We start from the raw sequence: 23882 nt of genomic DNA, 5'->3' as shown, positions 1-23882 counted from the left end.
TAGTTTTTAGTCTTTTGCTTTAGCCTAAACTTTTAACGTTCTTAGCCATTTGAATCTGTGACCTCACCGACCCACAAACCGCCTGAGATTTGGAACCGCGAAGCAGTTGCCATTCTGCGTAGTGAGATGCTTCGTCGCAGGGTTACCTACATGGAGCTCTCGAAGGCTTTAGAGTCATCCTCTGGCGAGCGCTTTTCAGAATCCGCCTTGAAGACTAAAGTTTCGCGCGGAAAGTTTACTTTCGCGTTTTACCTCCAATGCATGTACGCACTTGGTAACTACCAGCCATCAATTGACCTGAACTCGGTCGTCTCAACTAAATAATTTTTTAGTTCCTCTTTTTAAGTCATCCCTCCTATACGAGTTTTAGACTTTAAGAGAAGCACATGCGAGCACAGCTTTGTACAGAAAACGGCATTAAGCTAATTGATACCAATGGAGAAAGGATTTCAGTTGGCTCCATTAGCAGTTCAATAAAGCAACAAGCACAAATGCTTACTGGCAGCAGGTCAGTGCGGTGCACTGTAGATTTTGAATTTACGCAGCTTATTGAAGTTGAAGCATGCAACCAGTACGGTTGGCTGCCTGTTGACCAACGCATTACGCATCAAGTCTGGGAACTTTGCATCGACGGCACTATTTTTCGAATTCCTTCTGCCGTGTTGATTTCGGCTCTTTTTAAACCCTTTGACCGTCTTGCCAGTTTTGTTCATCGATTGCCGCTGTTAACGTCTATGTACACCTTGCAAAACTGGCAACATAAGCCTGAAGTTAGGTTCCATCTTTGTCCTAGAAAAAACTTTGGACTGAACCCTGTTACCCAGCCAACTGCTCTGAGCCCCCTGTTGTATTTGAAGTATTTTCGCAGCGCACAAAATTGCTTTAGCGGGATTGCTACTAAGGCCCTCGGTGGTATTTTGGGTACAAGTAGTCTTCCTGTTGCTGCGGTGAACTCGGTCTTCCACGGGGTATCTTTGGCGGACAGGAGCGTTGTCGTGACCTCTATGGTGATTACTAAATTGCTGCCACATGAGGAATGTGATTCACCGATTCTGCAACTGGACCAGGGGGCACTGGTTTTTCATAGTGGAGTGCTCGTGCCCTCTGAAAAAAGGGGACGCGTGAGTGAAGCTTGCATCCTCCCAAGAATCGACGGATACCCTGAGATGAGCGCACCAGAGTGGAGAAAGATTGAGCCCTTGGTTTGCAAAGGGGCTCCAAAAAAATTCCAGCACAAAGAGGTGATGGATTTGATTGTTAAGAAATTTACGTATGGTCTAAGTTGGGCGGAATTGGAAGGTACTGTCCCACTTACAACGCTCAAAAAGAGGCATCAAAGCCTTGTTGCCGAGAGTGTTTGGAATGAAGTCGTTAGAATTTTAAATGGCTCTTCCTACAGAACGCCCGTGCTTTATGATTTTAGTGGGTAGCGGCTCTGCACATTTATTATCGTGCTGTATGATTGAACTACAGTTGAGTATAGTATTTTCAATAGTTTAGAAAAGGTAAATGAAGCCTTCAGTTAAACGCTTTGCAGCTAGTGTTGCCGACCTCTATCGCGATAACCGAATGGTCGTCTTTCTTTGCGGACCTTCTCTGAAAGAAGTCGAGACAAAACCTGCCGCACGATTGAGAAAACGTTTACTTGACGAAATGACAAGCGATGGTTTTGAAGTGGTGCTAGGCGAAGATGATGGGCTCGAAAATTTGCGTCTTCACACCACTTCTGGATACGCGCATGACCATGAGCTTGAATTTATTCGTCGGGAATGTGCAGCAATTGTTTTGATTGCAAGTAGTGTTGGTTCCTTTTGTGAATTAGGGCTCTTTGTACATTGGCTGGCGCATGAGTCTCAAGGAAGTTGCGATTTTATTCTTATAGCTGATGAGGCTTTTAAAGACGACGTCTCATACTTCAATCAAGGCCCTGCACGTGCAGCAGATGATTATGGGCGAGCAATTTACGTGGATTTTGAGACAGCCGACACTAAGCCAATAATTAATAGACTGAGAGGTAGGCGTTCGACGCATTTTTTGGACGGTAGGGGCCGTCCATCTGGCGGCGGTGGCCAGGAATGACTGTTCGCGTATACCCTCAGCTTATCAGGTTGGCACTCGCAACTATTCAACCCGCGAGTGCGGAGACAGTCGTCAGATTTGTACAGAGCGCCTTAGATAGTCAGGAGCAACTGCTTGACTTAAGTGAGGTTCAGAAATTAATTGAAAATTGGGAAGAGCTAGCTGACGTTGTATGCGTACATAAGCGTTATCAACTGTATTCGCTCACTAAGCGGGGTGCAAACAAGCTCAGTAAGACGGAACGTCAGCTTAGAGACAAAACCCGTTTGTTCTTGCTGAAAGAGTTGTGTGTTAGTAAACTTAAATCACCAGAGGTTCAGGAAACAGAGAAGGCTGATGCATCGTCAGCCGTAGTGATTGAACCAGTATTACAAGAGGATAAGCGGCCAATATCCCCGGCCGTCCCTCCTCGCCCAGCTCGGAGTTCCGGCCGTGGATATTGGCCGCTCCTCTCAAAGCAACTTTTTGTTGGCTCTTCTACCCTGACCTCTGGCCCTCGTTTGCGCTTTCTGTCGTTCCAATCGGAAAAGAGCTGTGTTCTTGCGTGCGGAACCAAAGACTCATCAGAGTTCGGAATTGGGGTCAATGAAATTGCATTAAGTTTAGGAATAAGTCCTGGACTACTGACTTCTATGCAGCACAAGCCAGAGAAACACTACCGAACCTTTGAAATACCTAAATCCAATGGAAAGCCAAGACTTATAACGGCTCCCCGCACCATGATGAAAGTGGTGCAGTATTTTTTTCTGGATTATGTGCTGAGGTCTTTACCTGTCCATACATCTGCCACTGCATACCAACGTGGGTGTTCTATTAGACAGAATGCCCTTCAGCATCTTCGTCAAAGATACGTCGCCAACATTGACGTGTCAGACTTTTTCCCTTCTTTAACAACTGCAGTCGTTACCCAAAAATTAGTAGAGGGGGGACTAAAGATAAATACGGCACTTTTGGTTGCGAAACTGTGTTCATACGATGATGGATTGCCACAAGGGGCTCCAACAAGCGCTGCTATATCAAATATTGTACTTTTCGATTTTGATACAGCCATGTCGGAATACGCAGGTCTCCACGGGTTGACGTATACCAGATATGCGGACGATATTTCGATTAGTGGTTCAGAAAAATCAGAGATAGAAAAAGCAATTTCTGTGGCTCAAAAGTTGCTTTCGGGTATTGGGCTAAAACTCAACGATTCAAAAACTCGGATTTTTGGCCCTTCCTCCCGTAAAGTCGTAACAGGGGTAGTTGTTAACGAATGGGCCCAACCTTCTCGTAAACAGAGACGAAATTTGCGAGCAGCACTACATCAGGCATCCCTGCATCCCGAAAGATACGTAGATAAATACCACCAGCTTCAGGGTAAAGCGGCCTACATGCTTTCATTTGCTACACCTGAACACTCTGTTGGTGGTTTGTCTAGCGAGTTCGTGCATAACGCGATTGCTGAGATTAAAAAACGTATCTGACATTGGTAGAACTTGCCCGCTGAATGAGAGTGCACGCGGTATTGGTTAATTGATATTGGCTGCTCTCGGAATCTCCGTAGGGATAGGTAGCTTAGGCTGCTATTGCGTTAACAGCGTTTTCGAGAAGCGTGGCCTCAGTGACCTCACTCAAAAATGTCTTAATTGTACCAAGTTGCTTGCTACTGCTTTTTTCAATAATTGTCAGACGTTTTGCCGGTAGAGATGTTCTTTTAATATCAGAGAACTTCCCATGAATCGAATAAATTCGAGTCCAATCGTAGTTGTCACCATCGGAGGCGAGGGTCTGTATTAGGTAGTCTTTACCGTTCGTTTTCAGAAGCATGGGGAATTCAATAATCTTTCCACTGAGTCCTGTTACCTCATAGTTGCGTGTGAGGCTATCTTTTCCGAACTCTTTCGCGAGATATTCCCTAACAGTTTGCTCAAACTTTACCTCATGGAATTTAGGCCGCCACTTCGGATAATGAAACGCTGAATTCAACGCTAGTTTCACAACATCCCAAAGGGCCGATTCAGCATTATTGATTGAGGTTTCTACTTCAATTTCACCACTCATGGCGAAGCGTGCAAACTGAGTACCTTCGGTGCGATTTAGGTAGTCCATTCGTTGTTTTGAAATCTTGATGCCGTGTGCACGTGCATGCATCAGGCATTGACCTGCATCCGTCATGTAGATGGTTCCATCGTCTGGGTACGCCAAATAAACTGACAACAGTTCCCCGTCCACCCCTAAACTTATGGGGGAGGTGAGTTTGAAGGCGCGTTCTCCGGCTGGTTCGCATTTCCAGCTTAGAAGCTTTTGGATTGCATCACAGTTCATTCGTTAAACAACTGTTCTTGCACACCCTTGAGCGGGTGAACAAATGGCTCTTGAAATTTTATTTTCACACAGGCTGTAGTTAATTGAAATAATCCTTCCAAGTTATTTGGTGGAGCTGCGACAGGCTCCGCATAGCTCTCTTCTCCGTTTTGCCAGATATGCATATGTGCTCTAGAGGTTAACTGTTTTCCATCAAACAGGCGCGGAGTTGCACCTGGTTTCGTGGGTGGGTTTTTATGACCTTTGCTGTCATCGTCTATAGCCCAGATACGATGGCTGTGAACTTGTATCATCACCTTCTGTATTTCTTCGAATTGAATCGTTGCAATACCTTTTGTGCGTGGCGGCAGCTTTTGATAAATTGACCGAAAAAGCACACCTTCTAAGGTAACTTCGTCACAATCCAGTGCAGTTTCAAAAGTGAATCGGTGTCCCACTGTGTTCGGGAGTGCTTTCCACTCAAATCCTTTTGTCGATTGTTTGTTTTTAGCCAATAAGCTTTTGACGAACTCATCAGAAACAGGCTCTTGTGACATCCTAACCTCCGTTTAATTCCTATTTTGGAGAACATGAAGGGCTAGTTGGACTAAGACTAAACAGCAATAGCAGCTCTTCGTATGTCTTCCAGTACACCCACCATGCGACGGACCTTTTCGGGTGGAAAAACTCCAATTGGCCCTTGAGAGTTGATTGACACATATGGTGTTTCAAACAAGCGTGATGGGTCTACGATTCCGTTCTGCACAAGTTCCGAAACAACCATTTCGATGAACTCAATTTGATTGGCAGTGGCCTGTCCATCCTTGATAAATTCACTGAATGCTCCCATTGCAGCTTCACGGTCAAGTCCGACGAGTGAGCGCACAAATAGGCCCAGGCCGTGACTTTTCTCCGCTGCTGCCTTTATCAACGGAGCTGAGCCGCCTGCCGCTGTTAACATTTTTTCCAACTCCTCAAGGTCGGTTTTTGTCAGCGGTTGGTTACGTTTCAGGCGCTGCAAAGCCAAGTGACTTTCATGCTGCTTCAAAAACTGACGTGCCTTTTCTTTAAACTTTGCCATATCAAGTCCGGCGGTTACCTCTGGTAAATTGATGGTCGAGGCCTCTCCGATTTCATCTTCAAAGTTTGTGTAAACAATTTTTTTCTGGACTTTGGGTATCAACTTCACCAGCCGACGTAACTTGCGGCGAACCTGCTCTAAAGCGGTTACCGTAACACCCTCCCACCATTCCTCGGAAGCAATTGATTGAATCAAGACGATTTCCGCCTTTATCGCAGGAATTGACTCATGCTCTTCAAGTGCACTAGCTATGGCTTGAATTTTTTGTTTCAAGTTTGGAAAGTCAGTTCCTGCCTGAAGAATCGTTAACTGTGTCTTTAGCAACAACAAGTCAAACCGTTTGGCATCTTCATCGTCGTCTGAAAGGGCGCTCGGTAACTTTGCAACTTCGTTCGAAAGGTCGTGTCTATCTTCCTCTGTCAGGCTCTGCCAGTTTTCAGGTTTGGCAAATTTATCGACAACCTGTCGATGGGGGCGAACAATAAAATTGTCGATATTCATCCCTTGGACTGTCTCTTGAAGATGAGACACAAAGTCGTCATGCACTTTTTTGAGAGTCAGTCCCGCCGCGTAGATGGCGTCTGTGTCACTTCCTAACCCAGTTGGGGCTTCATCTTCGAGTTTCTGACGAATCTCACCAATAATCTCCAAGCGAGTCTTGAATAACCTGGCGCTCAACGGCTCGGTATTCGAGCCTTCTGCTCCATCAGGGTTCTGGCTGAAATATTCAAGGTTCTGGCAAAAGTCAAAAATATAGAAGTTTTTCTTATCGTCGCCTGGTGCAAATAGGTCTTTGCAAAGACGAGTGCCCCTGCCAACCATCTGCCAAAACTTTGTCTTGGACCTGACAGCTTTAAAAAACACTAGGTTCACGACTTCGGGTACATCAATACCCGTGTCCAGCATATCCACTGAAATCGCAATGTGCGGCATTTTCTCTTTGCTGGAGAAGTCATCGATGATGGATTGGGCGTACTCAGTTTTGTAAGTCACAACCCGAGCAAAATGCCCTTTGAACTGGGGATAGTTGGCGTCAAAACGCGTGGAGATGAAATCCGCGTGGTCATTATTTTTTGCAAAAATGATGGTTTTACCCAGTCTGTCTCCGCCAGCAACCTTTTGACCCTTTGTCATCAGTGTTTCCAACACTTTATCGACGGTATCCACGTTGAACAGCCATTTATTCAAAGCCTGTGCATCAACTTCTTCCGGAACGTTTCCTTCCTCATCCCATTCCATCTGGTCCCATTCTTCTTTTTCCTCATCCGATAAGTCGTCGTATCGAATACCTTCGCGCTGAAATTTCAGAGGAACGGAAATCGGAATTGGTGGGACCAAGTGGCCATCAGCTACTGCTTCATCTAATCCGTAGGCATCAGTGGGGACGCCTGTTTCAAGTTCAAAAAGGCCGTAGGTGTTATGGTCGATTTCATCCTTTGGCGTGGCAGTCAATCCCACCAGTAACGAATCGAAATAATTGAAAATTGCTCGATACTTTTGGTAGACAGAGCGATGTGCTTCATCAATCACAATCAGGTCAAAGTGTCCAACACCAAACCTACGCTGCCCATCTTTAGCTTCATCAATCAAGCCCATCATGGTTGGGTATGTCGAAACATACACACGACCTTCAGTCTCTTTTTCAGTCACTAGGTTGACGGGCGGGGCATCTGGTAAATGGGCCTTGAATGCGTTCACCGCTTGATTTACCAATGCAACTCGGTCTGCCAGGAAAAGCACTCGCTTTGCCCAATTGTTTTGCATCAATAAATCAATCAATGCAATTACAGTTCGGGTTTTTCCAGACCCTGTAGCCATCACAAGAAGAGACTTTCGTTGTTTGTCTTTGTCGAACGATTCCCCAACTCGACGCACAGCCCTGATTTGGTAGTAACGCTCAACGGTACTGCTGTTGATTACCCCTGTACAAAGTGACTTTCGGCTGGTCCGCCTTTGTATTGCAAGTTCCAGCTCAACTTTCTTGTAAAACCCTTGAATTGGGCGAGGAGCGTAAGATACGTCGTCCCAAATCCAGTGCTCATAGCCATTGGAGTAGAAAATGATGGGGCGCTGACCATACGCTTTTTCCAGGCAGTCGGCGTAAAGCTTGGCTTGCTGCTTGCCCTCCATCGGGCTGCGAGTGGTACGTTTGGCTTCAATCAAGGCAAGTGGTTTTCCGTCATCGCCCCAAAGCACGTAGTCAACGTAGCCAACACCCTGATTGTTCGGCATGCCCTTGACTTCCACTTCAAAGTTCTTGGATGGATTCAAATCCCATCCAGCTTCTTTCAGAAGTAAGTCAATAAAGGCCTTACGAGTTTCGGCTTCCGAGTAGTCATGTGTATCAGGCGTAGCCTGATTGACCAGCTTGGTTTTCTCGATTTCTTCCCGAAGTCTGCGTAGCTCATCGTCCAGGCTGTTTTTTGCGTCCAGTGCCGCCTTAAGCTTGTTGTCTTTATCCTTGAGCGTTTCCTGAAGTTTCAGTAATTGCTCGGCAGATTGTGTTTGTATGGCAACTGGTGCGGGGATGCTACCAAGATTGAATGTAAGACCAGGCTCGGGGCGATTTCGTTTGCCGTAGGTGCGGACCAGCCAAAAACTCAGGTGGAACAGTTCTCGCGTTGCATTCACTGCGTCAGCCTGGGTCATTTTTTTCGAGCTGTGTACCGCGATATTACCTAGGTCTTTGATTAATCTTGCCTTCGTGTAAAGTGCGTCCCCTACCAAATTTCTGAAGGTGGGTTCATGGATGAACGCCGCTAAGGTGTCTTGATAGGGCGTTTTGAGAGATTTGTCGTGGGCAAAAAGCCATGCAACTGCAATCTCCAGCGAGCGCCGAGCGTAGAAACAAGAAGTTCTAGGGTCAGCATTCACCATTTCTTCAGCTTTGGCAGCCGATTCAAAGACCAGAGGCCATTCGAATTGGAGAAAGGTGAAATTGCTCATTCTTGATATGCCTCAGGTCTTTTTTCTTTCAGTAGATTAACTAATTAATAGCCAACTCACCACCGTCAAATATACGGGTATGGCCCATTTCCATTCTTTTCTGTGGAACTCGACAGCTGCGTGAACCCATTGTGCGGTCCAATGCCGTTCCTGGTATACCCCAAGAATTGGGGGTTTGGAAATTACGGTTCGCCCCTCGTACCAATCAGAAATGACTTTTTTAAGTTTGGTTCTCACCCATCAACCTCTGTTTGCTCAGGTCTACAAATAATGACGCCGAAGGTGTTTTTTCGTTATTCGATTTTTAACTCTTAAGTTGTCGTTTATTTGCAGTCGATTCAAGAGTATTGACCTGTATTCAAGAGCTGTAGATTGCAAATCAAGGAGCTCCCTAATGCTGCTGTCATAAGTATCAATAATGAGCGCTTTTGACTCTTGAGTTGGCGCAGCAGTTAGCTGCTTTTCAAGCTGTGCTTGATAATCACCCTCTGTCAAATAGTAGTCTTCGGGAAATTCAGTCTCTGCCATTTGCGCCTACTTCACGTTAATTCATATCAAATACAGATATTCCTGATTTTTTCTGGATGAATTGATTCATGCAGTCCGCAAGTGCCTCCCGTCGATGCTTAAGGAAGCCTCGATAATTATCAATAGACCAAAGCTCAGGGTCCGTCGGTACACACTGGCTTTCCAGGGCAGTTTTGCCTTGCTTTGCAACAACATCTACTAGATAAGACGATGCGTCCTTGTTGCTGATACGTCTATTTGTTTGCCCTGTGATGAAAGCCATGTTGGCTATTTCATTAATCTCGCCTGTCTCATAACCCTTTTGTTTCAGAAGCGACTTGGGAATGATGTGATGCCATTGAATGAAGTGCAGCTTACCTTGGTGGGTTAGAGATAAACCAAGACCGCTGTACCAGTCTTTGGCACCAGCATCTTTAAGTGCGAGGTAAGCGAGCGAGAACAATGGGCTATTTACACCCCTGGCGGCAAGGTCGCCTGGTTCAACATGCAAGCGACCGAATTGTCGTTTTACGGGAGCAAGCAAAGCGCCAATGTCGCCCGACTTAAAAACGATATTTAGGTCTTCATTGAGCAGGGTCTCAGTTGAGCCTCTTGAGTATCGTCCACGCGCATTGGCAACAAGTAGCCAATGCAATAGCTTACTTTGCTCGTCGGCGGTCAGCTTATTGTCTTTAAGACGACTGACCGCTGCCAACACATGGATGAACATAGGAGAGGAGAGTAGGGACTCATCTTCAATCCCGGCATTGGTTCTTAGAAAATTGATTGCAAATCGAAGGCCTTCCTTTGCTTCTTCCCATCCAGCCTGCAAAACTGCTGGTGGTGTGCTAGCCACGGTTCGGAACAAACACTGTTTGGTTGCCATCACCACGATTGCTCGAACCAACTGCCCTAAATCAATTGAAAACCAGTTCTGTTCGCACTCTTCTTGGAAGGTCTCAAGTTCTTTCAGCAGGTTTTGCCAACGTGAGGTCATTTGAGCAAGGGCCAAATCTGACGATTTAAGCTTGGCTCCAAGCGAGTTAACGCGAACAAATATCTCAGTCACCTCTTCGTAGCTCATGTTGCGCTCTAGCACATGAACCACGTAGGTATAGTCTTTGATGGCACGGAGCTTTTTGAGGCGGTCTGAGTATCGCTGAAATCGTGGGTCATCGAAGGAGGTAATTCCGGCCTTTTTCAGAATCTGTGCATCGCCTTCCGTCGAGAATACCTGGGTAACAGAAACCCAATTAGGTAAAGTCGCCAAGTTTTTAGCGGCTACGACAAAGGTCCGGCGTTTCAGTTGTTCCTGAAGACCTGAACCAGACGCATCCTCTTCTTCATCAGTATCAATTTCATCGCCTTCCTCATCATCATTGGTCACTGGTGAGTCTTGGTCAGCAGTGATTTCCGTGTCGTGAATTGGAGGGCCCTCTGGGTGGTCTAGGTTAAACAGAATATCGATAGGCCGTTTACGCCCTCGAACCTGTACCATCTCTCCACCCAGCACAGCTGTCAGTGAAGTGAGGCGCTGTTGACCGTCAAGCAGTAATTTCCGACCGGCGAAAGCCGTTGTTTCCTGCGCGATGGCAAAGTCTCGGGTTGGCACTGGCTCATCCGTTTCCCACATGAGGATGGAGCCACTAGGGTAGCCGCGATATAGAGAGTCCAACAAGTCTCGAACCCTGGTTGCACGCCAAACGTAGTGGCGTTGAATCTCCGGCAAGCGTAGCTCTCCTCGCTTGTACATGTCGACGAGAGTACCAATAGGAATATTTTGTTGCTGCATGGTCAGAGTGCTCCTCGGAAGGCGCGGTCCTGTAGGGTCTCAAACAGAGCGTCGCACGAATCCATAGCCGCGCGGAGTCGCGCTGTGTGACTCTGTATTGTGCCAATTGCCCCTTCAAATTCGAGTTGAAGACTAACTGGAGGCAAAAGTAAAGGGAATCCTCGAAGTTGCGTCATGTTGATGGAAGCGATGCCTGTTGTCTGCTTAGCTGACTTCAGAAAATATCGCTTGCCGCGTTGGCTACCGACAAGCCAATTAAGGAAACATGGCGTAATAGAATCAGCAGTCACACGAACGCGAAAAACATGATTTTGATGAATACACTCCGGTAGCTCATCATGCCAAAGTGTGCCGCGTCCCAGTTTGTCAGGGTCGCCACCTTCAGTGAGCAGTAGGTCTCCATCGCGTAGTGCATAGCGTTTTATTTCTTCCTCGGTCGCTTCAATACGCTTCACTGTAGTCATGTTAAGTCGCATTTCTTGTACATTGGCCACAGCTAGGTAAGGTACTTCTCGGGTTGTCTTCCCCTCCAACTTTCGACCCTTGGTGACGCCAGAAACAATATCGGCAACCTCGCCCAGTGAGGCACCTTCAGGCCAACCTTTCGAGTTTGTTAGTGGGTCCCCAAACATCTCCCCAAAAATCGACTGAGCGAGGCGGTCGAGCTGAGCCAGGGTTTCACGGCGTTTTGTACGCAGCGCATCAGCTTTGTCGAGGATGGAAGTGATGCGGCGTTGCTCTGATATTGGAGGTACTGGAACTTCAACCTTGGATATGACGGCTTTGGAGAGCTCTTTAAAGGTTGCCCCAACACCTAAACCCTCAAGATGGGAACGATTTGCTCGCAGCCAGTGGAACAAGAACTTCGCATCAATATCTGAACTTGGCACAAAGCTCTTAAACCCTTGGTTAGTTGCCATAGGCACCGTATTGATGGCAACGTGCCCAATTGGCGCACGCGAACTAAAGAGGACCGAATAAGCAGGAAGAATTGACGCGGAACAACTTTCAAGCCCTAGCTTTGTGAGTTTGCGCGGAGTATTTGAAATGTAATGCCCATCGAGACCGCTAAGGTCTTTAGGTGTTGCCCAACAAATATCGCCTTCCCAATAACCCGCTGTCCCTGTATCGGGTGTAGCGCCGGATACGATTTCACAGCATTCGCCCAAGGGAATTCTTGGAAAACTATTCACTTCAACATCCCCTCAAGCTCTGCCATCCCTGTCTGAATCTCATTTTCCAACTGCTTCAGCTTAGCCAGAATCTCCAGCGGGTGTTCGTGCTCCACAGTCTCATGTACTACTTCTTTGTATCGATTGATTGAAAGGTCATAGCCCTGTGCCGCAATGTTGGACTTTGATACGCAGAAACTTTGCGCGGTGCGTGGTCGCTCGCGTTCAGAGGCATCGCGTTGTGCCCATCGTGCAAGTGCATCGGGGAGGTTATTCTTTGCATGTTCGGCTTCGGTCAGCGGCTGCACGGGGTACGGCCCCAGCTTACCCTCATCTAGAAGCGGTTGACGTTTGTCATCTAAGCTCCAGCCGTCGGCTTGCATGTCATAGAACCACACATGGTCTGTACCACCGGAATTCGTTTTTGTGAAGAACAGGATAGCGGTGGACACGCCTGCGTAGGGCTTGAAGGCTCCCGAGGGCAGTGACAATACACCGTCTAGCTTTTGGTCCTCAACTAACATGCGGCGCAGTTCTTTGTGGGCTTTGCTTGACCCAAATAGAACCCCATCCGGAACTACCACCGCTGCACGCCCACCTGGTTTAAGTAGACGCAGGAACAAAGCCATGAACAGCAGTTCGGTTTTCTTGGTTTTGACGATGGTCAGCAGGTCTTTAGCGGTATTCTCATAGTCCAGGCTACCGGCAAAGGGTGGGTTGGCCAAAATCAAACTGTATTTTTCTTCATCTGAACCATGTTCTTGAGCAAGAGAGTCTTTGTAACTGATGTCAGGGTTTTCAACCCCGTGTAGCGCCATGTTCATACTGCCAATACGTAGCATCGTGTTGTCAAAGTCATAGCCGTTGTACATTGTGTTATGAAAATGCTGGCGTGCCTCAGCATCATTGAAAAGCTCCGGCCGCTTTTCTTGCAGGTACTCTGCGCAGGCAACCAGAAAACCACATGTTCCGCTTGCGGGGTCGCAGATAACATCTTTTGGATTTGGTGCTGTCATTGCAACCATGAGTTTTATGATGTGGCGAGGGGTCCTGAACTGACCATTCTGGCCAGCAGAAGCAATCTTGCCCAGCATGTACTCATACAAATCACCCTTGGTATCGCGGTCATCCATGGGAACTTTGTCCAGCATGTCCACCACTTTGGCCAGTAGGCTGGGGCTGGGAATCGTGAATCTCGCGTCTTTCATATGTCGACTGTAGGTGGAGCCGTCGCCTCCCTTTGTACGAATGAAAGGAAACACATGCTCGCCAACTACTTCAAACATCTCAGATGGTGCGAAATTTTTAAAGCGGGACCACCTGAGGTCATCATAACTTCTCCCCTTCGAGTCACTGCCCTCCGGAAAAACCCTGTTGCTCATAGGTAAGCCCAGCAAACTCGACTTGTTTTCTTCAAGCGTATGCGCATCGTCCAGACGTCTGATGAATAGCAGGTAGGTGATTTGTTCCAAGACCTCTAGGGGGTTGGAGATACCACCAGACCAAAACGAGTCCCAAATCGCGTTAATTTGATTTTTTAATTCGCCAGTAAGCATTGAGTGCAGGTGTCCATGTATTTAAGAATTGGTATTCATCGATTCTACAGCCAAGAGAGCAAGGTATCGCACTGCGAATATGAGTCTCTGAGCCCTCATCGTGATAGTGTGGGTACGGCGTTAGAGAGCCTGCTGTGGCCAGCCTGCAGCCCATTGCCGAAGCTGGTTCAGACCCAGTTAAGAACTAAATTGCCAGTTAAGAACTAAATTGCCAGTTAAGCACTTAAATTGCTGCACTCAACAGCATGCCAGAACCGAGCTTGCACAATAATTAGTCAGGCCATCTAATTCCTCATGTTTTGAATAGCTTGGACTACTTGTCCACATGCTATCCCCTAGGTTGTGCCCACTTTTTGGGGATATCCACAGAAATCCAGAGTGCTCTATCTCAGGCGATTCGGTAAACTGCTTACACGCAGTCCAACGTCGTCCTTCGATAGGAGAATAAGAGATGAGCAGCTCGCCAGAATTAGAAGAGTTCATGAATGGACTGATTCGCAGAAATCCCGGCGAACCAGAGTTTCACCAGGCAGTGCATGAAGTTGCACAACACATCATTCCTTTTGTTGCAAAAAATCCGAAGTACGAGGCTGCTCAAATTTTGCAGCGACTGACCGAGCCTGATCGAATTGTCAGTTTCCGGGTGTGTTGGGAAGACGATCAGGGCAATGTGCGCACGCAACGTGGCTACCGGGTTCAACACAGCAATGCGATTGGCCCTTACAAAGGGGGTATTCGGTTTCACGACAACGTGACCCAAAGCATTTTGAAATTCCTCGCTTTTGAACAAACTTTCAAGAACAGCCTGACTGGTTTGCCCATGGGTGGCGGCAAGGGTGGCTCAGACTTCAATCCCAAAGGCAAAAGCGATCGCGAGATCATGCGTTTTTGCCAGGCCTTCATGACCGAACTTTCCCGCCACATTGGTCCCTTCACCGATGTGCCAGCCGGCGACATTGGTGTTGGGGGGCGGGAGATTTCTTACATGTTTGGCCAATACAAAAGAATCCGTAATGAATTCACTGGTGTGCTCACCGGCAAGGGCTTGGCCTTTGGCGGCAGTGAAATTCGAGTAGAGGCAACTGGCTACGGTGTGGTCTATTTCATGGAAGACATGTTGAGCTACAAAGGTTTGAAGTTTGAGGGCAAGGTGTGTTCAGTCAGCGGCTCTGGCAATGTGGCGCAATATGCAGTCGAGAAAATTCTGGCGCTGGGCGGCAAAGTGATCACCATGTCCGATTCATCCGGAACACTTCACGACAAAGACGGCATTACGATGGAGAAGCTGGCGCACATCAAAGAACTGAAAGAAGTGAAACGGGCCCGCATCAGCGAGTACCTGAACCAGTATCCGAATGCAGAGTTTGTTGCTGACAAACGCCCGTGGCACATACCCTGCGATCTTGCTTTTCCGTGTGCGACGCAAAATGAAATCAATGCCGAAGAAGCTGCCATGTTGATCAAGAATGGTTGCATGGGCGTGTCTGAAGGTGCGAACATGCCTTCTGAAAAAGGGGCAATTGATGCGTTCCAGAAGGCGCGTATTTTGTTTGCGCCATCCAAGGCCGCCAATGCCGGGGGTGTTGCAGTATCAGGTTTGGAGATGACCCAGAACAGCATGCGCTTGTCCTGGTCACGCGATGAACTGAATCAGCGCCTGCGAACCATCATGAGCGATATTCACAAGCGATGCGTGAAGTATGGCGCGGAAGAAGACGGTCACATTGATTATCTCAAGGGTGCCAATGTGGGTGGCTTTGTGAAGGTGGCGGATGCCATGCTGGCTTACGGCGTCATTTAAAAGCCCAGTGGTTGGCGCTGAAAAGGGGTTGCCAATTGACTGGCGGCCCCTTTTCTTTTGGTAGCATGGCTAATCATTTTCTTGAAAAGAAGCCGACACCATGAACGTTCTGATTGTGCATGCACACCCCGAGCCCCAATCATTCTGCACTGCAATGATGAAGCGCATGCAAAACCGTTTTGAAGAGCAGGGCCACACGGTGACCGTGTCAGATTTATACGCCAAGCAATTCAACCCAGTGGCCAGTGCCACTGATTTCGCTGAACGCAGCAATCCGGATTACCTGGTATACGCCCTTGAACAACGGCATGCCCAGAAAAACAATACCTTGCCAGCCGACATTGCCTCCGAACTAGAGTTGCTGAAGCAATGCGACTTGCTAGTGCTGAATTTTCCGTTGTACTGGTTTTCCTTGCCTGCAATTTTGAAGGGCTGGATTGACCGGGTATTTTTGTCGGGCGTGGTTTATGGCGGCCGGAATTTTTACGACCGTGGTTTGATGAAGGGCAAACAGGCCTGGCTTACTTTCACACTGGGTGGGCGTGAACACATGTTTGGCGATGACGCCATTCACGGTGATTTGAATACCATGTTGCGCCCTGTGTTGCGCGGCAGTTTGGGCTATGCCGGCTTTGATGTGCTGGAACCTTTTGCCGCCTACCATGTGCCTTACATCACACAAGAAGCCCGTGTTGAAATGCTTGAGCAGCTCGATGTTGCAGTGAACACACTGGCTTCACGCCAGCGGGTTTCATATCCCAGTCTGGACAATTTCGATCCGCAAATGAATCCACTCGGAAAATAAAAAACCCGCAGTGCTCTCGCACAACGGGTTTCAATCAAGTCTACAGAAGACCTTTCATACGAAAGGTCGTGTAGCGGTCTTATTATTTTTGCTATTTCTGGATTACTTCATGCCCAGTTGCTTTTTGATCTTGGCGATCACGTCAGTTTGAACTGACTTGACCATGCCCTTGACTTGTTTTTCAAGGTCCTTGATCTGCTTCTGAACATCGCTCAACAATTTCTTGCGATCAGTTGCGCTGAACACTGACTTGGCTGCTGCGGCCTTGGCCTTGGCGGCTGGCTTTGCTTTGGCCACAGTTTTCTTTGCTTTGGCTGCAGCATTCGCTACGCTGGCAGTGGCTGCCTTGGCGCGTGATGTTGCTGGCTTTTTCGCTGCAGGTTTTGCAGCAGCTGGTTTCTTGGCGGCAGCTGGCTTTTTGGCGGCAGCTGGTTTTTTGGCAGCAGCTGGTTTAGCAGCGGCAGGCTTTTTTGCAGCAGCTGGTTTGGCGGCTGGTTTTTTTGCAGCGGCAGGTTTAGCAGCAGCTGGTTTTTTCGCGGCAGCGGGTTTTGCTGCTGCTGGTTTTTTCGCTGCTGCTGGTTTTGCAGCGGCTGGTTTTTTAGCAGCGGGTTTTCTTGCTGCTGGTTTTTTTGGAGCTGGGGTTGCTTTGCTTGCCTCGGCTTCGACTGGCTTTTGATCTGTTGTAACCATGTTGTGTAACCTTCCTTAAACGGTGTGGTGAGTTATGTGTACATCAAATTTTATTAACTGAAAAGCTTTTTTCATCAATACATGATCAACAACCCGTTTGTGTGTAAATTTCAATAAATTTTGTCGTTTTTTTTTCGCACCACTCGCGTGCAAATTTTCAAAAACTTTTTGAATTTTATTGGCATTGCTCTTGCTAGTTTGATGTTGATTCAACTTCAGGTGCACTGCCGTGTTCAAGCATCTTTCCAAACTTTCTCATCATGCTGCCTGGCGAAGGCAACTCGAATTGTTGCTCGACTCCACGGGTGAAGGCATCTATGGAATCGACCTGAAAGGGCGTTGTGTTTTCATCAACAAGGCAGGCGCGGAAATGTTGGGTTATTCGGCCGATGAAGTGCTCGGCAGGAACATGCATTACCTGATGCACCACTCCTATGCGAACAACGATTTGATGCCGGTGTGTCAGTGCCAAATCTTTCGCGCCTTTCAGGAAAACAAGGGTTGCCGTGTTGACAATGAAGTGTTGTGGCGCAGGGATGGCAGCTGCTTTCATGCTGAGTACGCTTCTTACCCGATTTTCGAAGAACAAGCAGTGGTGGGCGCTGTGGTCACATTCACAGACATCACCGAGCGGGTTGAAGCGCAAAATATTCGTGCTGCTGCGCAGGTTGAACTGGAGCGCAGGGTGGTTGAACGCACCGCGCAATTACAGAAAGCGCACGACCGAATGCGCAGGCTTTCTGCACACCTGACCACCGTTCGTGAAGAAGAGCGCACCCGAATAGCGCGTGAGATGCACGACGACCTGGGTGCAAAGTTGACTGCGTTCGATCTGGAGTTGAAAGCGCTTTCCTACCGCTGTGCGAACGATGAAAAACTGACCCTGAGAATTGAGAGCATGCTGGACCTGGCACAGGGTGCCATGGAAAGTTTGCGGCGAATACTTTCTGATCTTCGTCCGGGTGTGCTGGATCATCTTGGGCTTTGGGCGGCAGTGGAACATTTGCTGGGTGAGTTTTCCCAACGCACCAATGTGGTGAGTTCACTCGACATTGCCCCGGCACTGGAACATGTTCGTCTGAGCAAAGCCACCGAGACTGCCTTGTACCGAATTTTGCAAGAAGCGCTGAACAATGTCAGCAAGCACTCGGGTGCCAACAAAGTAGAGGTGCGCGTGCACACTGAAGGGCGGGCGGTGGTATTTCAGGTGAAAGACAACGGCCGTGGCATGGCAGTGCGCACTTTCAATGCCGGGTTCGGGTTAATGGGTATCGAAGAACGGGCTTGGGATATTGGCGCACGTTGCTCGATCGATTCAATTTTGGGGCAGGGCGTGTGCATCAAGCTGCGCCTGCCCGAGGTACTCGCCTTATGAAGATTTTGATTGTGGACGACCACATGATTATTCGGCGTGGCCTGGTTCAAATTCTGGATGAGTTTGATGGGCAGTACCAAAGCGAGCAGGCAGCCGATGGTGTCGAGGCTATGCAGAAACTTCGCAAGGGCAGCTTTGATGCCGTGTTGCTCGACGTTGCACTGGGCGAACGCGATGGTTTCGATGTACTGAAAAGCGTGCGCAGTGAATTTCCGAAACTGGGCGTGGTGATGTTGTCGGTGTACCCCGAAGCGCAGTTTGCTTTGCGTGCCATTCGCAGTGGTGCCAATGCGTACCTGAACAAAGGTTGCTCGCCCCAAGAGTTGACACAGGCCCTTCAAATGGCCTGCGCCGGGCAAGTGTACCTAACCCCTGCTACAGCCAACCTGATGGCCAACGATTTGCGCAAGCCAGCTGACAGGCCGCCCCACGAGCGACTGTCCAATCGTGAAATGCAGGTGCTGCGTTTGATGGCGCAGGGCGAGACAGTTCAACACATTGCACAGGCCTTGTGCCTGTCGGGCAACACGGTTTCAACTTACCGCGCCCGTGTGTTTGAAAAACTCGAACTGAAAAACCTGGTGGATCTGGTGAACTACACCAAGCTGCATGGCTTGTAATTTTCTTGTAGGGCCAGCACTACAACACAATCACAAATGGCGTGATACCCAGCCTTCAACCCCCGCGGCACACTGAAAGCCTGTTAATGCAGTGTTGCCGGAGAAGCGCCAATGGCCAGAATGCAAGGGTTCAGACTGGGTGTGTATGTGTTCAAGGAAGCCGAGGTGGTGGACTACGCAGCGCCCTATGGCGTGTTCTCGGTGGCCAAGCGTTTCGACCCTGAACTGGAAGTGTTCCTGATTGCCGAGAGCATGCGGCCGGTACAAACGCAGGCTGGTTTCACCGTGTTGCCCAACTATTCGTTTTCTGACACACCCGCAATGGATGCGTTTCTGATTCCGGGTGGTTTTGGTACCCGGCAGGAAATGAACAATGGCAACTTGCACCGCTACGTTCGGACGCTGCCCAACACTTGTTTGCTAACCAGCGTGTGCACGGGCTCGTGGATTTACGCTCGCATGGGTTTGCTCGATGGCTTGGCTGCCACCAACCGCAAAGAACCCGATCGCCTGGAAGCTTCGCACCTTGGAAAAACCCCAATCGACCGCCTGGCGGAAATAGCACCAGCCTGCCAGGTAAGCCGTGCAAGGGTGGTGGATGCCGGCCGGATCGTAACAGGTGGCGGCATCGCAAGCGGCATGGAAGTGGGTTTTCACCTGCTGCGCCGCGCCGGTTACGACGAAGAATTCATTGCTGAGGTGGCCCGTGTGATGGAGTACACCAAGGCCTACCAGCAATACCAACACGACATTGATTATTTTCGCCCCGCATTGAACCGCGCCACAGCCTGATTGTTGCAACACTGCATAGGAGTTCACCATGTCTTTTTTCAAGAACCCGTTTGATCCCAATACCCGCTTGGGCATGCGTTGCGCCTGTGGCCAACACAACAGCCAGGCAGAGCATGATCAACAATTGGCCGTGCAACAGATGGAAGAGCGTGCCGTTGAAAACGCGGTGATGCATGCGCTGTTTCCCGATGACAACCTGCGCCGCAATTTCCTGCGCGCTGTGGGCAGTGGCACTGCCATGGCTGCAATTGGAAGCTTGTTTCCCTTGGCTGCAGCCAAGGAGGCCTTTGCGCAAAGCAATGGCCCCCTGGAGAAACAAAAACTGAAGGTGGGTTTCATTCCAATCACCTGTGCAACCCCCATCATCATGGCGCAGCCATTGGGTTTTTATGCCAAGCAAGGTCTGGATGTTGAAGTGGTGAAAACAGCTGGTTGGGCGGTGGTGCGCGACAAGTCGCTGGCCAAAGAATACGATGCAGCGCACATGTTGTCGCCCATGCCTTTGGCCATCTCTATGGGTGTAGGCTCGAACGCCATTCCATGGACCATGCCCGCAGTTGAAAACATCAATGGTCAGGCCATTACCTTGGCCATGAAGCACAAAGACAAACGCAATCCGAAAGACTGGAAAGGCTTCAAGTTCGCAGTGCCGTTTGACTACTCCATGCACAACTACCTGTTGCGCTACTACCTTGCCGAGGCTGGCCTTGATCCCGATCGCGATGTACAAATTCGTTCAGTGCCACCTCCCGAAATGGTGGCCAATATGCGCGCAGACAACATTGATGGTTTCCTGGCGCCCGACCCAGTGAACCAGCGTGCAGTGTACGACGGCGTGGGCTTTATTCACATTCTGTCGAAAGAGATTTGGTCGGGCCACCCTTGCTGCGCATTTGCGGCCAGCAAAGAATTCGTGACTCAAAACCCCAACAGCTACAAAGCCCTGTTGAAGGCGGTGCTGGATGCCACGGCCTACGCCCGCAAAGCCGAGAACCGCAAGGAAATTGCAGCAGCCATTGCCCCCACCAATTATTTGAACCAGCCGCTGACAGTGGTTGAACAGGTGTTGACCGGCACCTATGCCGATGGCTTGGGTGGTATCAAGAAGGACCCGCAGCGCATCGACTTCGATCCATTCCCTTACCAAAGTTTTGCGATCTGGATTTTGACCCAGATGAAACGCTGGGGACAAATCAAGGGCGATGTGGACTACAACAAAATTGCCAAAGATGTATTTTTGGCCACCGATGCAACCCGCTTGATGAAAGAAGTGGGCATGCAGCCACCGTCATCGCTCGACAAAAAATTCAGTGTGATGGGCAAGCCCTTCGATCCCAAGAAGCCAGAGGAATACCTCAACAGCTTCGCAATTTCCAGAACCAAGGGTTAAGCGGCATGAAAGACTTCAGGAAGCAAAAGTGGGCCCCATGGGCTTTGTCGGGTTTGATCCTGGTGGTGTTGATTGCCATTTGGACCATTGCCACCTTGCCCGAGCAAGCCGAGGTGAATGTAGATCCTGAATATGCAGCACTGGTGGGTCAGGCTGCATCCACAGGCAGCAAAACCCCATTGCCCACCCCGGGCGATGTGGGTGAAAAGTTGTGGGGGCACATCAGTGATCCGTTTTACGACCGTGGCACCAATGACAAAGGCATCGGCATTCAATTGGGCTATTCCATTTTTCGCGTGCTGGTGGGTTTTGGTTTGGCCGCTTTGGTGGCGATTCCACTGGGCTTTGTGATTGGCATGTCGCCCTTGTTGTACAAGGCGCTTGATCCCTTCATTCAAATTTTGAAGCCGGTATCGCCTTTGGCCTGGATGCCGCTGGCCTTGTACACGATTCAAGACAGCGACACCTCAGCCATCTTCGTGATTTTCATTTGCTCCATATGGCCCATGTTGGTGAACACCGCATTTGGCGTGGCAGGGGTTCGACGCGACTGGTTGAACGTGGCCAAAACGCTGGAGGTGAGTTCGCTACGCACAGCATTTCAGGTGATTTTGCCGGCAGCGGCGCCCACCATCATGACGGGCATGCGTATTTCCGTTGGCATTGCCTGGTTGGTGATTGTGGCGGCTGAAATGCTGGTGGGCGGTACAGGCATTGGTTACTTCGTGTGGAACGAATGGAACAACCTGTCGATTGCCAACATCATCAGCGCAATTTTGTTCATCGGCTTGATCGGCATGTTGCTCGATACGCTGCTGGCTCGCATGGCCAAGCTGGTCAGCTACAAGGAGTAAACAACCATGACGACTGAACACAAGATATTCAGCAAAGACCTGATACCCAATGAAAAAGCCGCCGCCTTCTTGCAAGTGGAAGGTTTGGTAAAAAGCTATGCGCCTGCTGATACCTCGGTTCCACCTGTGTTCGAGGCCGTGAACTTCGACATTCAGAAAGGCGAGTTTGTTTGCATCATCGGCCATTCGGGTTGTGGCAAAAGCACGATTCTGAACATTCTGGCCGGGCTGGATGAAGCCACGCAAGGCTATGTGATCATGAATGGCAAGGAAGTGGTGGGCCCTTCGCTGGACCGTGGTGTGGTGTTTCAAAGCCACGCGCTAATGCCCTGGATGACAGCGTTGAAAAACGTGGAGTTTGGTGTGCGTTCACGTTGGCCTGAAAAGTCGCCGGAGGAAATCAGTGAACACGCCATGAAGTATCTGGACATGGTGGGTTTGGGTAAAGCCGCAAACAAAAAGCCGCATGAACTTTCTGGCGGCATGAAACAGCGAGTGGGCATTGCCCGTGCGTTTGCCATTCAACCGCAAATGCTGTTGCTGGACGAGCCCTTTGGCGCGCTGGATGCGCTGACCCGAGGCACGATTCAAGACGAGTTGCTGCAAATTGTGAAGGCCACCGGGCAAACCGTGTTCATGATTACGCACGATGTGGATGAGGCTATTTTACTGGCCGACAAAGTGATGCTGATGAGCCACGGCCCGCGCGCGCGCATTGCTGAAATTGTTGAAAACACCATGCCGCGTGAACGCACCCGAAGCACCGTGCACCATGATCCGCAGTACTACGCCATTCGCAACCACCTGGTTGATTTTCTGGTGAACCGCGCAGCACCTGCACCCAGTACAGAGCCAGACAGCAACAAGCTGAATGCTGAGCTACACCAACAACCCACGGTGGTTCGCCCAGGCCTGAAGGCCTTGAGCAACACGAAAATTAGCACCGAGACAACACCCCCACTAAATTTGATTCAAAGGAGTGCACCATGAAACGAACCGACGTAACCGAGATGATTGTATTGGCCAAGCGCAAGAAAAAATGCACTTGGGACGACTGCGCCAAAGTACTAGGCCAGTCCAAGGAATGGAGCACAGCTGCGTTGTTGGGCCAGATGACACTGACCGAAGAACAAGCCAAGAAAATTGGTGAGTATTTGGCCTTGCCACCCGAGGCGGTTGATTGCCTGCAGGTTGTGCCTTACAAGGGATCGCTGCCCACCGCTGTGCCTACCGACCCCTTGATTTATCGCTTTTATGAATTGATCAGTGTGTACGGCACAACGTTCAAGGAACTCATTCATGAAGAGTTTGGTGACGGCATCATGAGTGCCATCGACTTCAAAATGGATTTGCAGCGTGAGCCCAACCCCATGGGTGACCGCGTCAGCATCAATATGAGCGGCAAATTCCTGCCCTACAAAACCTATTGATTTCAAGGCTGAATTTACGGCTGGCTGAACACCCCGGGTTAGAATAAGCGCTTGTCTTAATTCTTACCTGGGGTAATGCCGTGACTGATTCAACCAACAACGCCGCCGCTGGCGACGAACTCGTACTGCCATCTGGCGTGAAGCTGACTTTCAAAAAGCGCGGCACCGGTACACAAAAGCCAACACCGAATTCAATCGTGGAAGTGCACTATGAAGGCACCTTTCTGGATGGTCGTGTGTTCGATAGTTCAATTAAGCGCAACGAGAAAATCTCTTTCCCGCTGAACCGCGTGATTCCAGCCTGGACTCAGGCTTTGTGCGAAATGGTGGTGGGTGATCGGGCAATCGTGTTCTGTCCATCTGATACCGCATATGGCGCGCGTGGTGCAGGTCCAATCCCGGGCAACACCGATTTGGTGTTTGATGTGGAGTTGTTCGACATCCGCTGAGGTTTTCTGCTCACTCGGCGTGGGTTACTTGTGTTGCACTGGACTAGTGGGCTTGGGAGCTAAACTTGAAGGGTCACCGCTGCCCGAAAACTTGGCATTTCGGCTTGTCAGCTTGAGCCTGCACTAAGCCAAGCCCTCCAAAAGTAACGGTCGGGTCTTGGCTTTCGCGCCATGGCGCGATCGTTGGTCTCGGCGCGCCAAGCCGGCAAGTTTTCTGACTGGTCATCGTGCGACCCATTGCAAGTTCAGCTCCC

Annotated in this window: 22 protein-coding genes; 14 read left to right on the top strand and 8 right to left on the bottom strand. The window is 49.4% G+C overall.

Annotation, left to right across the window (positions count from 1 at the left end; genetic code table 11):
- Positions 1–57: 57 nt before the first annotated feature.
- From B4C79_RS15870 to B4C79_RS06915, 4 genes are all read left to right on the top strand, one after another.
- Positions 58–324, top strand: coding sequence for a DUF6471 domain-containing protein (locus tag B4C79_RS15870; RefSeq protein WP_367274717.1), 267 nt, complete (start codon positions 58–60; stop codon positions 322–324).
- 62 nt (positions 325–386) lie between these two features.
- Positions 387–1430 carry a hypothetical protein gene (locus B4C79_RS06925; protein ID WP_291751115.1) on the top strand — a complete coding sequence of 348 codons (1044 nt, stop codon included), beginning with the start codon at positions 387–389 and terminating at the stop codon, positions 1428–1430.
- A 79-nt stretch (positions 1431–1509) separates the two neighbouring features.
- The gene (locus B4C79_RS06920; protein ID WP_291751116.1) at positions 1510–2079 is read left to right on the top strand and encodes a hypothetical protein; all 570 of its coding nucleotides are present in this window, start codon (positions 1510–1512) and stop codon (positions 2077–2079) included.
- Positions 2076–3548 (top strand): retron St85 family RNA-directed DNA polymerase, encoded by a 1473-nt coding sequence (locus B4C79_RS06915; RefSeq protein WP_291751118.1) that lies wholly within the window; start codon positions 2076–2078, stop codon positions 3546–3548. The genes B4C79_RS06920 and B4C79_RS06915 overlap by 4 nt, the downstream gene beginning before the upstream one ends.
- Before the next feature lie 91 nt (positions 3549–3639).
- Here B4C79_RS06915 and B4C79_RS06910 read toward each other — a convergent pair whose 3' ends face one another.
- The 7 genes from B4C79_RS06910 to B4C79_RS06880 all read right to left on the bottom strand — a co-directional run bounded on the left by B4C79_RS06910 (position 3640) and on the right by B4C79_RS06880 (position 13422).
- On the bottom strand, positions 3640–4389 hold the full coding sequence (locus B4C79_RS06910; protein ID WP_291751120.1) for a DUF1828 domain-containing protein: 750 nt from the start codon (positions 4387–4389) through the stop codon (positions 3640–3642).
- Positions 4386–4925 (bottom strand): hypothetical protein, encoded by a 540-nt coding sequence (locus B4C79_RS06905; RefSeq protein ID WP_291751122.1) that lies wholly within the window; start codon positions 4923–4925, stop codon positions 4386–4388. Before B4C79_RS06905 ends, B4C79_RS06910 begins: the two co-directional genes overlap by 4 nt.
- 56 nt (positions 4926–4981) lie before the next feature.
- Positions 4982–8395 carry a DEAD/DEAH box helicase family protein gene (locus B4C79_RS06900; RefSeq protein WP_291751124.1) on the bottom strand — a complete coding sequence of 1138 codons (3414 nt, stop codon included), beginning with the start codon at positions 8393–8395 and terminating at the stop codon, positions 4982–4984.
- A 261-nt stretch (positions 8396–8656) separates the two neighbouring features.
- Entirely contained in the window at positions 8657–8923 is a 267-nt protein-coding gene (locus tag B4C79_RS06895) for a hypothetical protein (protein WP_291751126.1), read from the bottom strand.
- A gap of 16 nt (positions 8924–8939) precedes the next feature.
- On the bottom strand, positions 8940–10694 hold the full coding sequence (locus B4C79_RS06890; RefSeq protein ID WP_291751128.1) for a GmrSD restriction endonuclease domain-containing protein: 1755 nt from the start codon (positions 10692–10694) through the stop codon (positions 8940–8942).
- A gap of 2 nt (positions 10695–10696) precedes the next feature.
- Positions 10697–11887, bottom strand: coding sequence for a restriction endonuclease subunit S (locus B4C79_RS06885; protein ID WP_291751130.1), 1191 nt, complete (start codon positions 11885–11887; stop codon positions 10697–10699).
- A complete protein-coding gene (locus tag B4C79_RS06880) occupies positions 11884–13422 on the bottom strand; it encodes a type I restriction-modification system subunit M (RefSeq protein WP_291751132.1) in 1539 nt (512 codons plus the stop codon). Before B4C79_RS06880 ends, B4C79_RS06885 begins: the two co-directional genes overlap by 4 nt.
- Positions 13423–13873: 451 nt before the next feature.
- On the opposite strand from B4C79_RS06880, the gene gdhA reads away from it, so the two are divergent.
- Entirely contained in the window at positions 13874–15223 is a 1350-nt protein-coding gene (gdhA, locus tag B4C79_RS06875; RefSeq protein WP_291751133.1) for an NADP-specific glutamate dehydrogenase, read from the top strand.
- Positions 15224–15323: 100 nt separating this feature from the next.
- The gene (locus B4C79_RS06870; protein WP_291751135.1) at positions 15324–16028 is read left to right on the top strand and encodes an NAD(P)H-dependent oxidoreductase; all 705 of its coding nucleotides are present in this window, start codon (positions 15324–15326) and stop codon (positions 16026–16028) included.
- A 102-nt stretch (positions 16029–16130) separates the two neighbouring features.
- On the opposite strand, the gene B4C79_RS06865 is transcribed toward B4C79_RS06870, so the two are convergent.
- Positions 16131–16718, bottom strand: a complete 588-nt coding sequence (locus tag B4C79_RS06865) for a hypothetical protein (protein WP_291739438.1) — start codon at positions 16716–16718, stop codon at positions 16131–16133.
- A 229-nt stretch (positions 16719–16947) separates the two neighbouring features.
- Here B4C79_RS06865 and B4C79_RS06860 point away from each other — a divergent pair, with 229 nt between their 5' ends.
- From B4C79_RS06860 to B4C79_RS06825, 8 genes are all read left to right on the top strand, one after another.
- Positions 16948–18093 carry a sensor histidine kinase gene (locus B4C79_RS06860; protein WP_171097703.1) on the top strand — a complete coding sequence of 382 codons (1146 nt, stop codon included), beginning with the start codon at positions 16948–16950 and terminating at the stop codon, positions 18091–18093.
- A complete protein-coding gene (locus tag B4C79_RS06855; RefSeq protein WP_291739437.1) occupies positions 18090–18713 on the top strand; it encodes a response regulator in 624 nt (207 codons plus the stop codon). Before B4C79_RS06860 ends, B4C79_RS06855 begins: the two co-directional genes overlap by 4 nt.
- A 111-nt stretch (positions 18714–18824) precedes the next feature.
- Positions 18825–19505, top strand: a complete 681-nt coding sequence (locus B4C79_RS06850; RefSeq protein WP_291739436.1) for a DJ-1/PfpI family protein — start codon at positions 18825–18827, stop codon at positions 19503–19505.
- Positions 19506–19533: 28 nt separating this feature from the next.
- Complete coding sequence (locus B4C79_RS06845; RefSeq protein ID WP_291739435.1) at positions 19534–20895, top strand: CmpA/NrtA family ABC transporter substrate-binding protein; 1362 nt, start codon at positions 19534–19536, stop codon at positions 20893–20895.
- Positions 20896–20900: 5 nt separating this feature from the next.
- Complete coding sequence (gene ntrB / locus B4C79_RS06840) at positions 20901–21749, top strand: nitrate ABC transporter permease (protein ID WP_205882483.1); 849 nt, start codon at positions 20901–20903, stop codon at positions 21747–21749.
- A gap of 6 nt (positions 21750–21755) precedes the next feature.
- Positions 21756–22739, top strand: a complete 984-nt coding sequence (locus B4C79_RS06835; protein WP_171097712.1) for an ABC transporter ATP-binding protein — start codon at positions 21756–21758, stop codon at positions 22737–22739.
- Positions 22736–23179 carry a cyanase gene (cynS, locus tag B4C79_RS06830; RefSeq protein ID WP_008250133.1) on the top strand — a complete coding sequence of 148 codons (444 nt, stop codon included), beginning with the start codon at positions 22736–22738 and terminating at the stop codon, positions 23177–23179. The genes B4C79_RS06835 and cynS overlap by 4 nt, the downstream gene beginning before the upstream one ends.
- A gap of 80 nt (positions 23180–23259) precedes the next feature.
- Positions 23260–23628 carry an FKBP-type peptidyl-prolyl cis-trans isomerase gene (locus B4C79_RS06825; protein ID WP_008250135.1) on the top strand — a complete coding sequence of 123 codons (369 nt, stop codon included), beginning with the start codon at positions 23260–23262 and terminating at the stop codon, positions 23626–23628.
- Positions 23629–23882 lie beyond the last annotated feature (254 nt).

The sequence above is a fragment of the Limnobacter sp. UBA7229 genome (assembly GCF_002473065.1).
Classification (GTDB): domain Bacteria; phylum Pseudomonadota; class Gammaproteobacteria; order Burkholderiales; family Burkholderiaceae_B; genus Limnobacter; species Limnobacter profundi.
The sequence above is the reverse complement of the archived record's forward strand: the minus strand, read 5'-3'. Positions and strand labels throughout refer to the sequence as shown.

Bases quoted from the DNA above. Each gene is read 5' to 3' on its own strand.
- B4C79_RS06870 (WP_291751135.1), top strand. From the start codon at position 15,324: ATGAACGTTCTGATTGTGCATGCACACCCCGAGCCCCAATCATTCTGC.
- B4C79_RS06880 (WP_291751132.1), bottom strand. From the start codon at position 13,422: ATGCTTACTGGCGAATTAAAAAATCAAATTAACGCGATTTGGGACTCG.
- B4C79_RS06915 (WP_291751118.1), top strand. From the start codon at position 2,076: ATGACTGTTCGCGTATACCCTCAGCTTATCAGGTTGGCACTCGCAACT.
- B4C79_RS06925 (WP_291751115.1), top strand. From the start codon at position 387: ATGCGAGCACAGCTTTGTACAGAAAACGGCATTAAGCTAATTGATACC.
- B4C79_RS06895 (WP_291751126.1), bottom strand. From the start codon at position 8,923: ATGGCAGAGACTGAATTTCCCGAAGACTACTATTTGACAGAGGGTGAT.
- B4C79_RS06835 (WP_171097712.1), top strand. From the start codon at position 21,756: ATGACGACTGAACACAAGATATTCAGCAAAGACCTGATACCCAATGAA.
- B4C79_RS06845 (WP_291739435.1), top strand. From the start codon at position 19,534: ATGTCTTTTTTCAAGAACCCGTTTGATCCCAATACCCGCTTGGGCATG.
- B4C79_RS06905 (WP_291751122.1), bottom strand. From the start codon at position 4,925: ATGTCACAAGAGCCTGTTTCTGATGAGTTCGTCAAAAGCTTATTGGCT.
- B4C79_RS06890 (WP_291751128.1), bottom strand. From the start codon at position 10,694: ATGCAGCAACAAAATATTCCTATTGGTACTCTCGTCGACATGTACAAG.
- B4C79_RS06920 (WP_291751116.1), top strand. From the start codon at position 1,510: ATGAAGCCTTCAGTTAAACGCTTTGCAGCTAGTGTTGCCGACCTCTAT.
- gdhA (WP_291751133.1), top strand. From the start codon at position 13,874: ATGAGCAGCTCGCCAGAATTAGAAGAGTTCATGAATGGACTGATTCGC.
- B4C79_RS06855 (WP_291739437.1), top strand. From the start codon at position 18,090: ATGAAGATTTTGATTGTGGACGACCACATGATTATTCGGCGTGGCCTG.
- B4C79_RS06865 (WP_291739438.1), bottom strand. From the start codon at position 16,718: ATGGTTACAACAGATCAAAAGCCAGTCGAAGCCGAGGCAAGCAAAGCA.
- B4C79_RS06850 (WP_291739436.1), top strand. From the start codon at position 18,825: ATGGCCAGAATGCAAGGGTTCAGACTGGGTGTGTATGTGTTCAAGGAA.
- B4C79_RS06910 (WP_291751120.1), bottom strand. From the start codon at position 4,389: ATGAACTGTGATGCAATCCAAAAGCTTCTAAGCTGGAAATGCGAACCA.
- cynS (WP_008250133.1), top strand. From the start codon at position 22,736: ATGAAACGAACCGACGTAACCGAGATGATTGTATTGGCCAAGCGCAAG.
- B4C79_RS06900 (WP_291751124.1), bottom strand. From the start codon at position 8,395: ATGAGCAATTTCACCTTTCTCCAATTCGAATGGCCTCTGGTCTTTGAA.
- ntrB (WP_205882483.1), top strand. From the start codon at position 20,901: ATGAAAGACTTCAGGAAGCAAAAGTGGGCCCCATGGGCTTTGTCGGGT.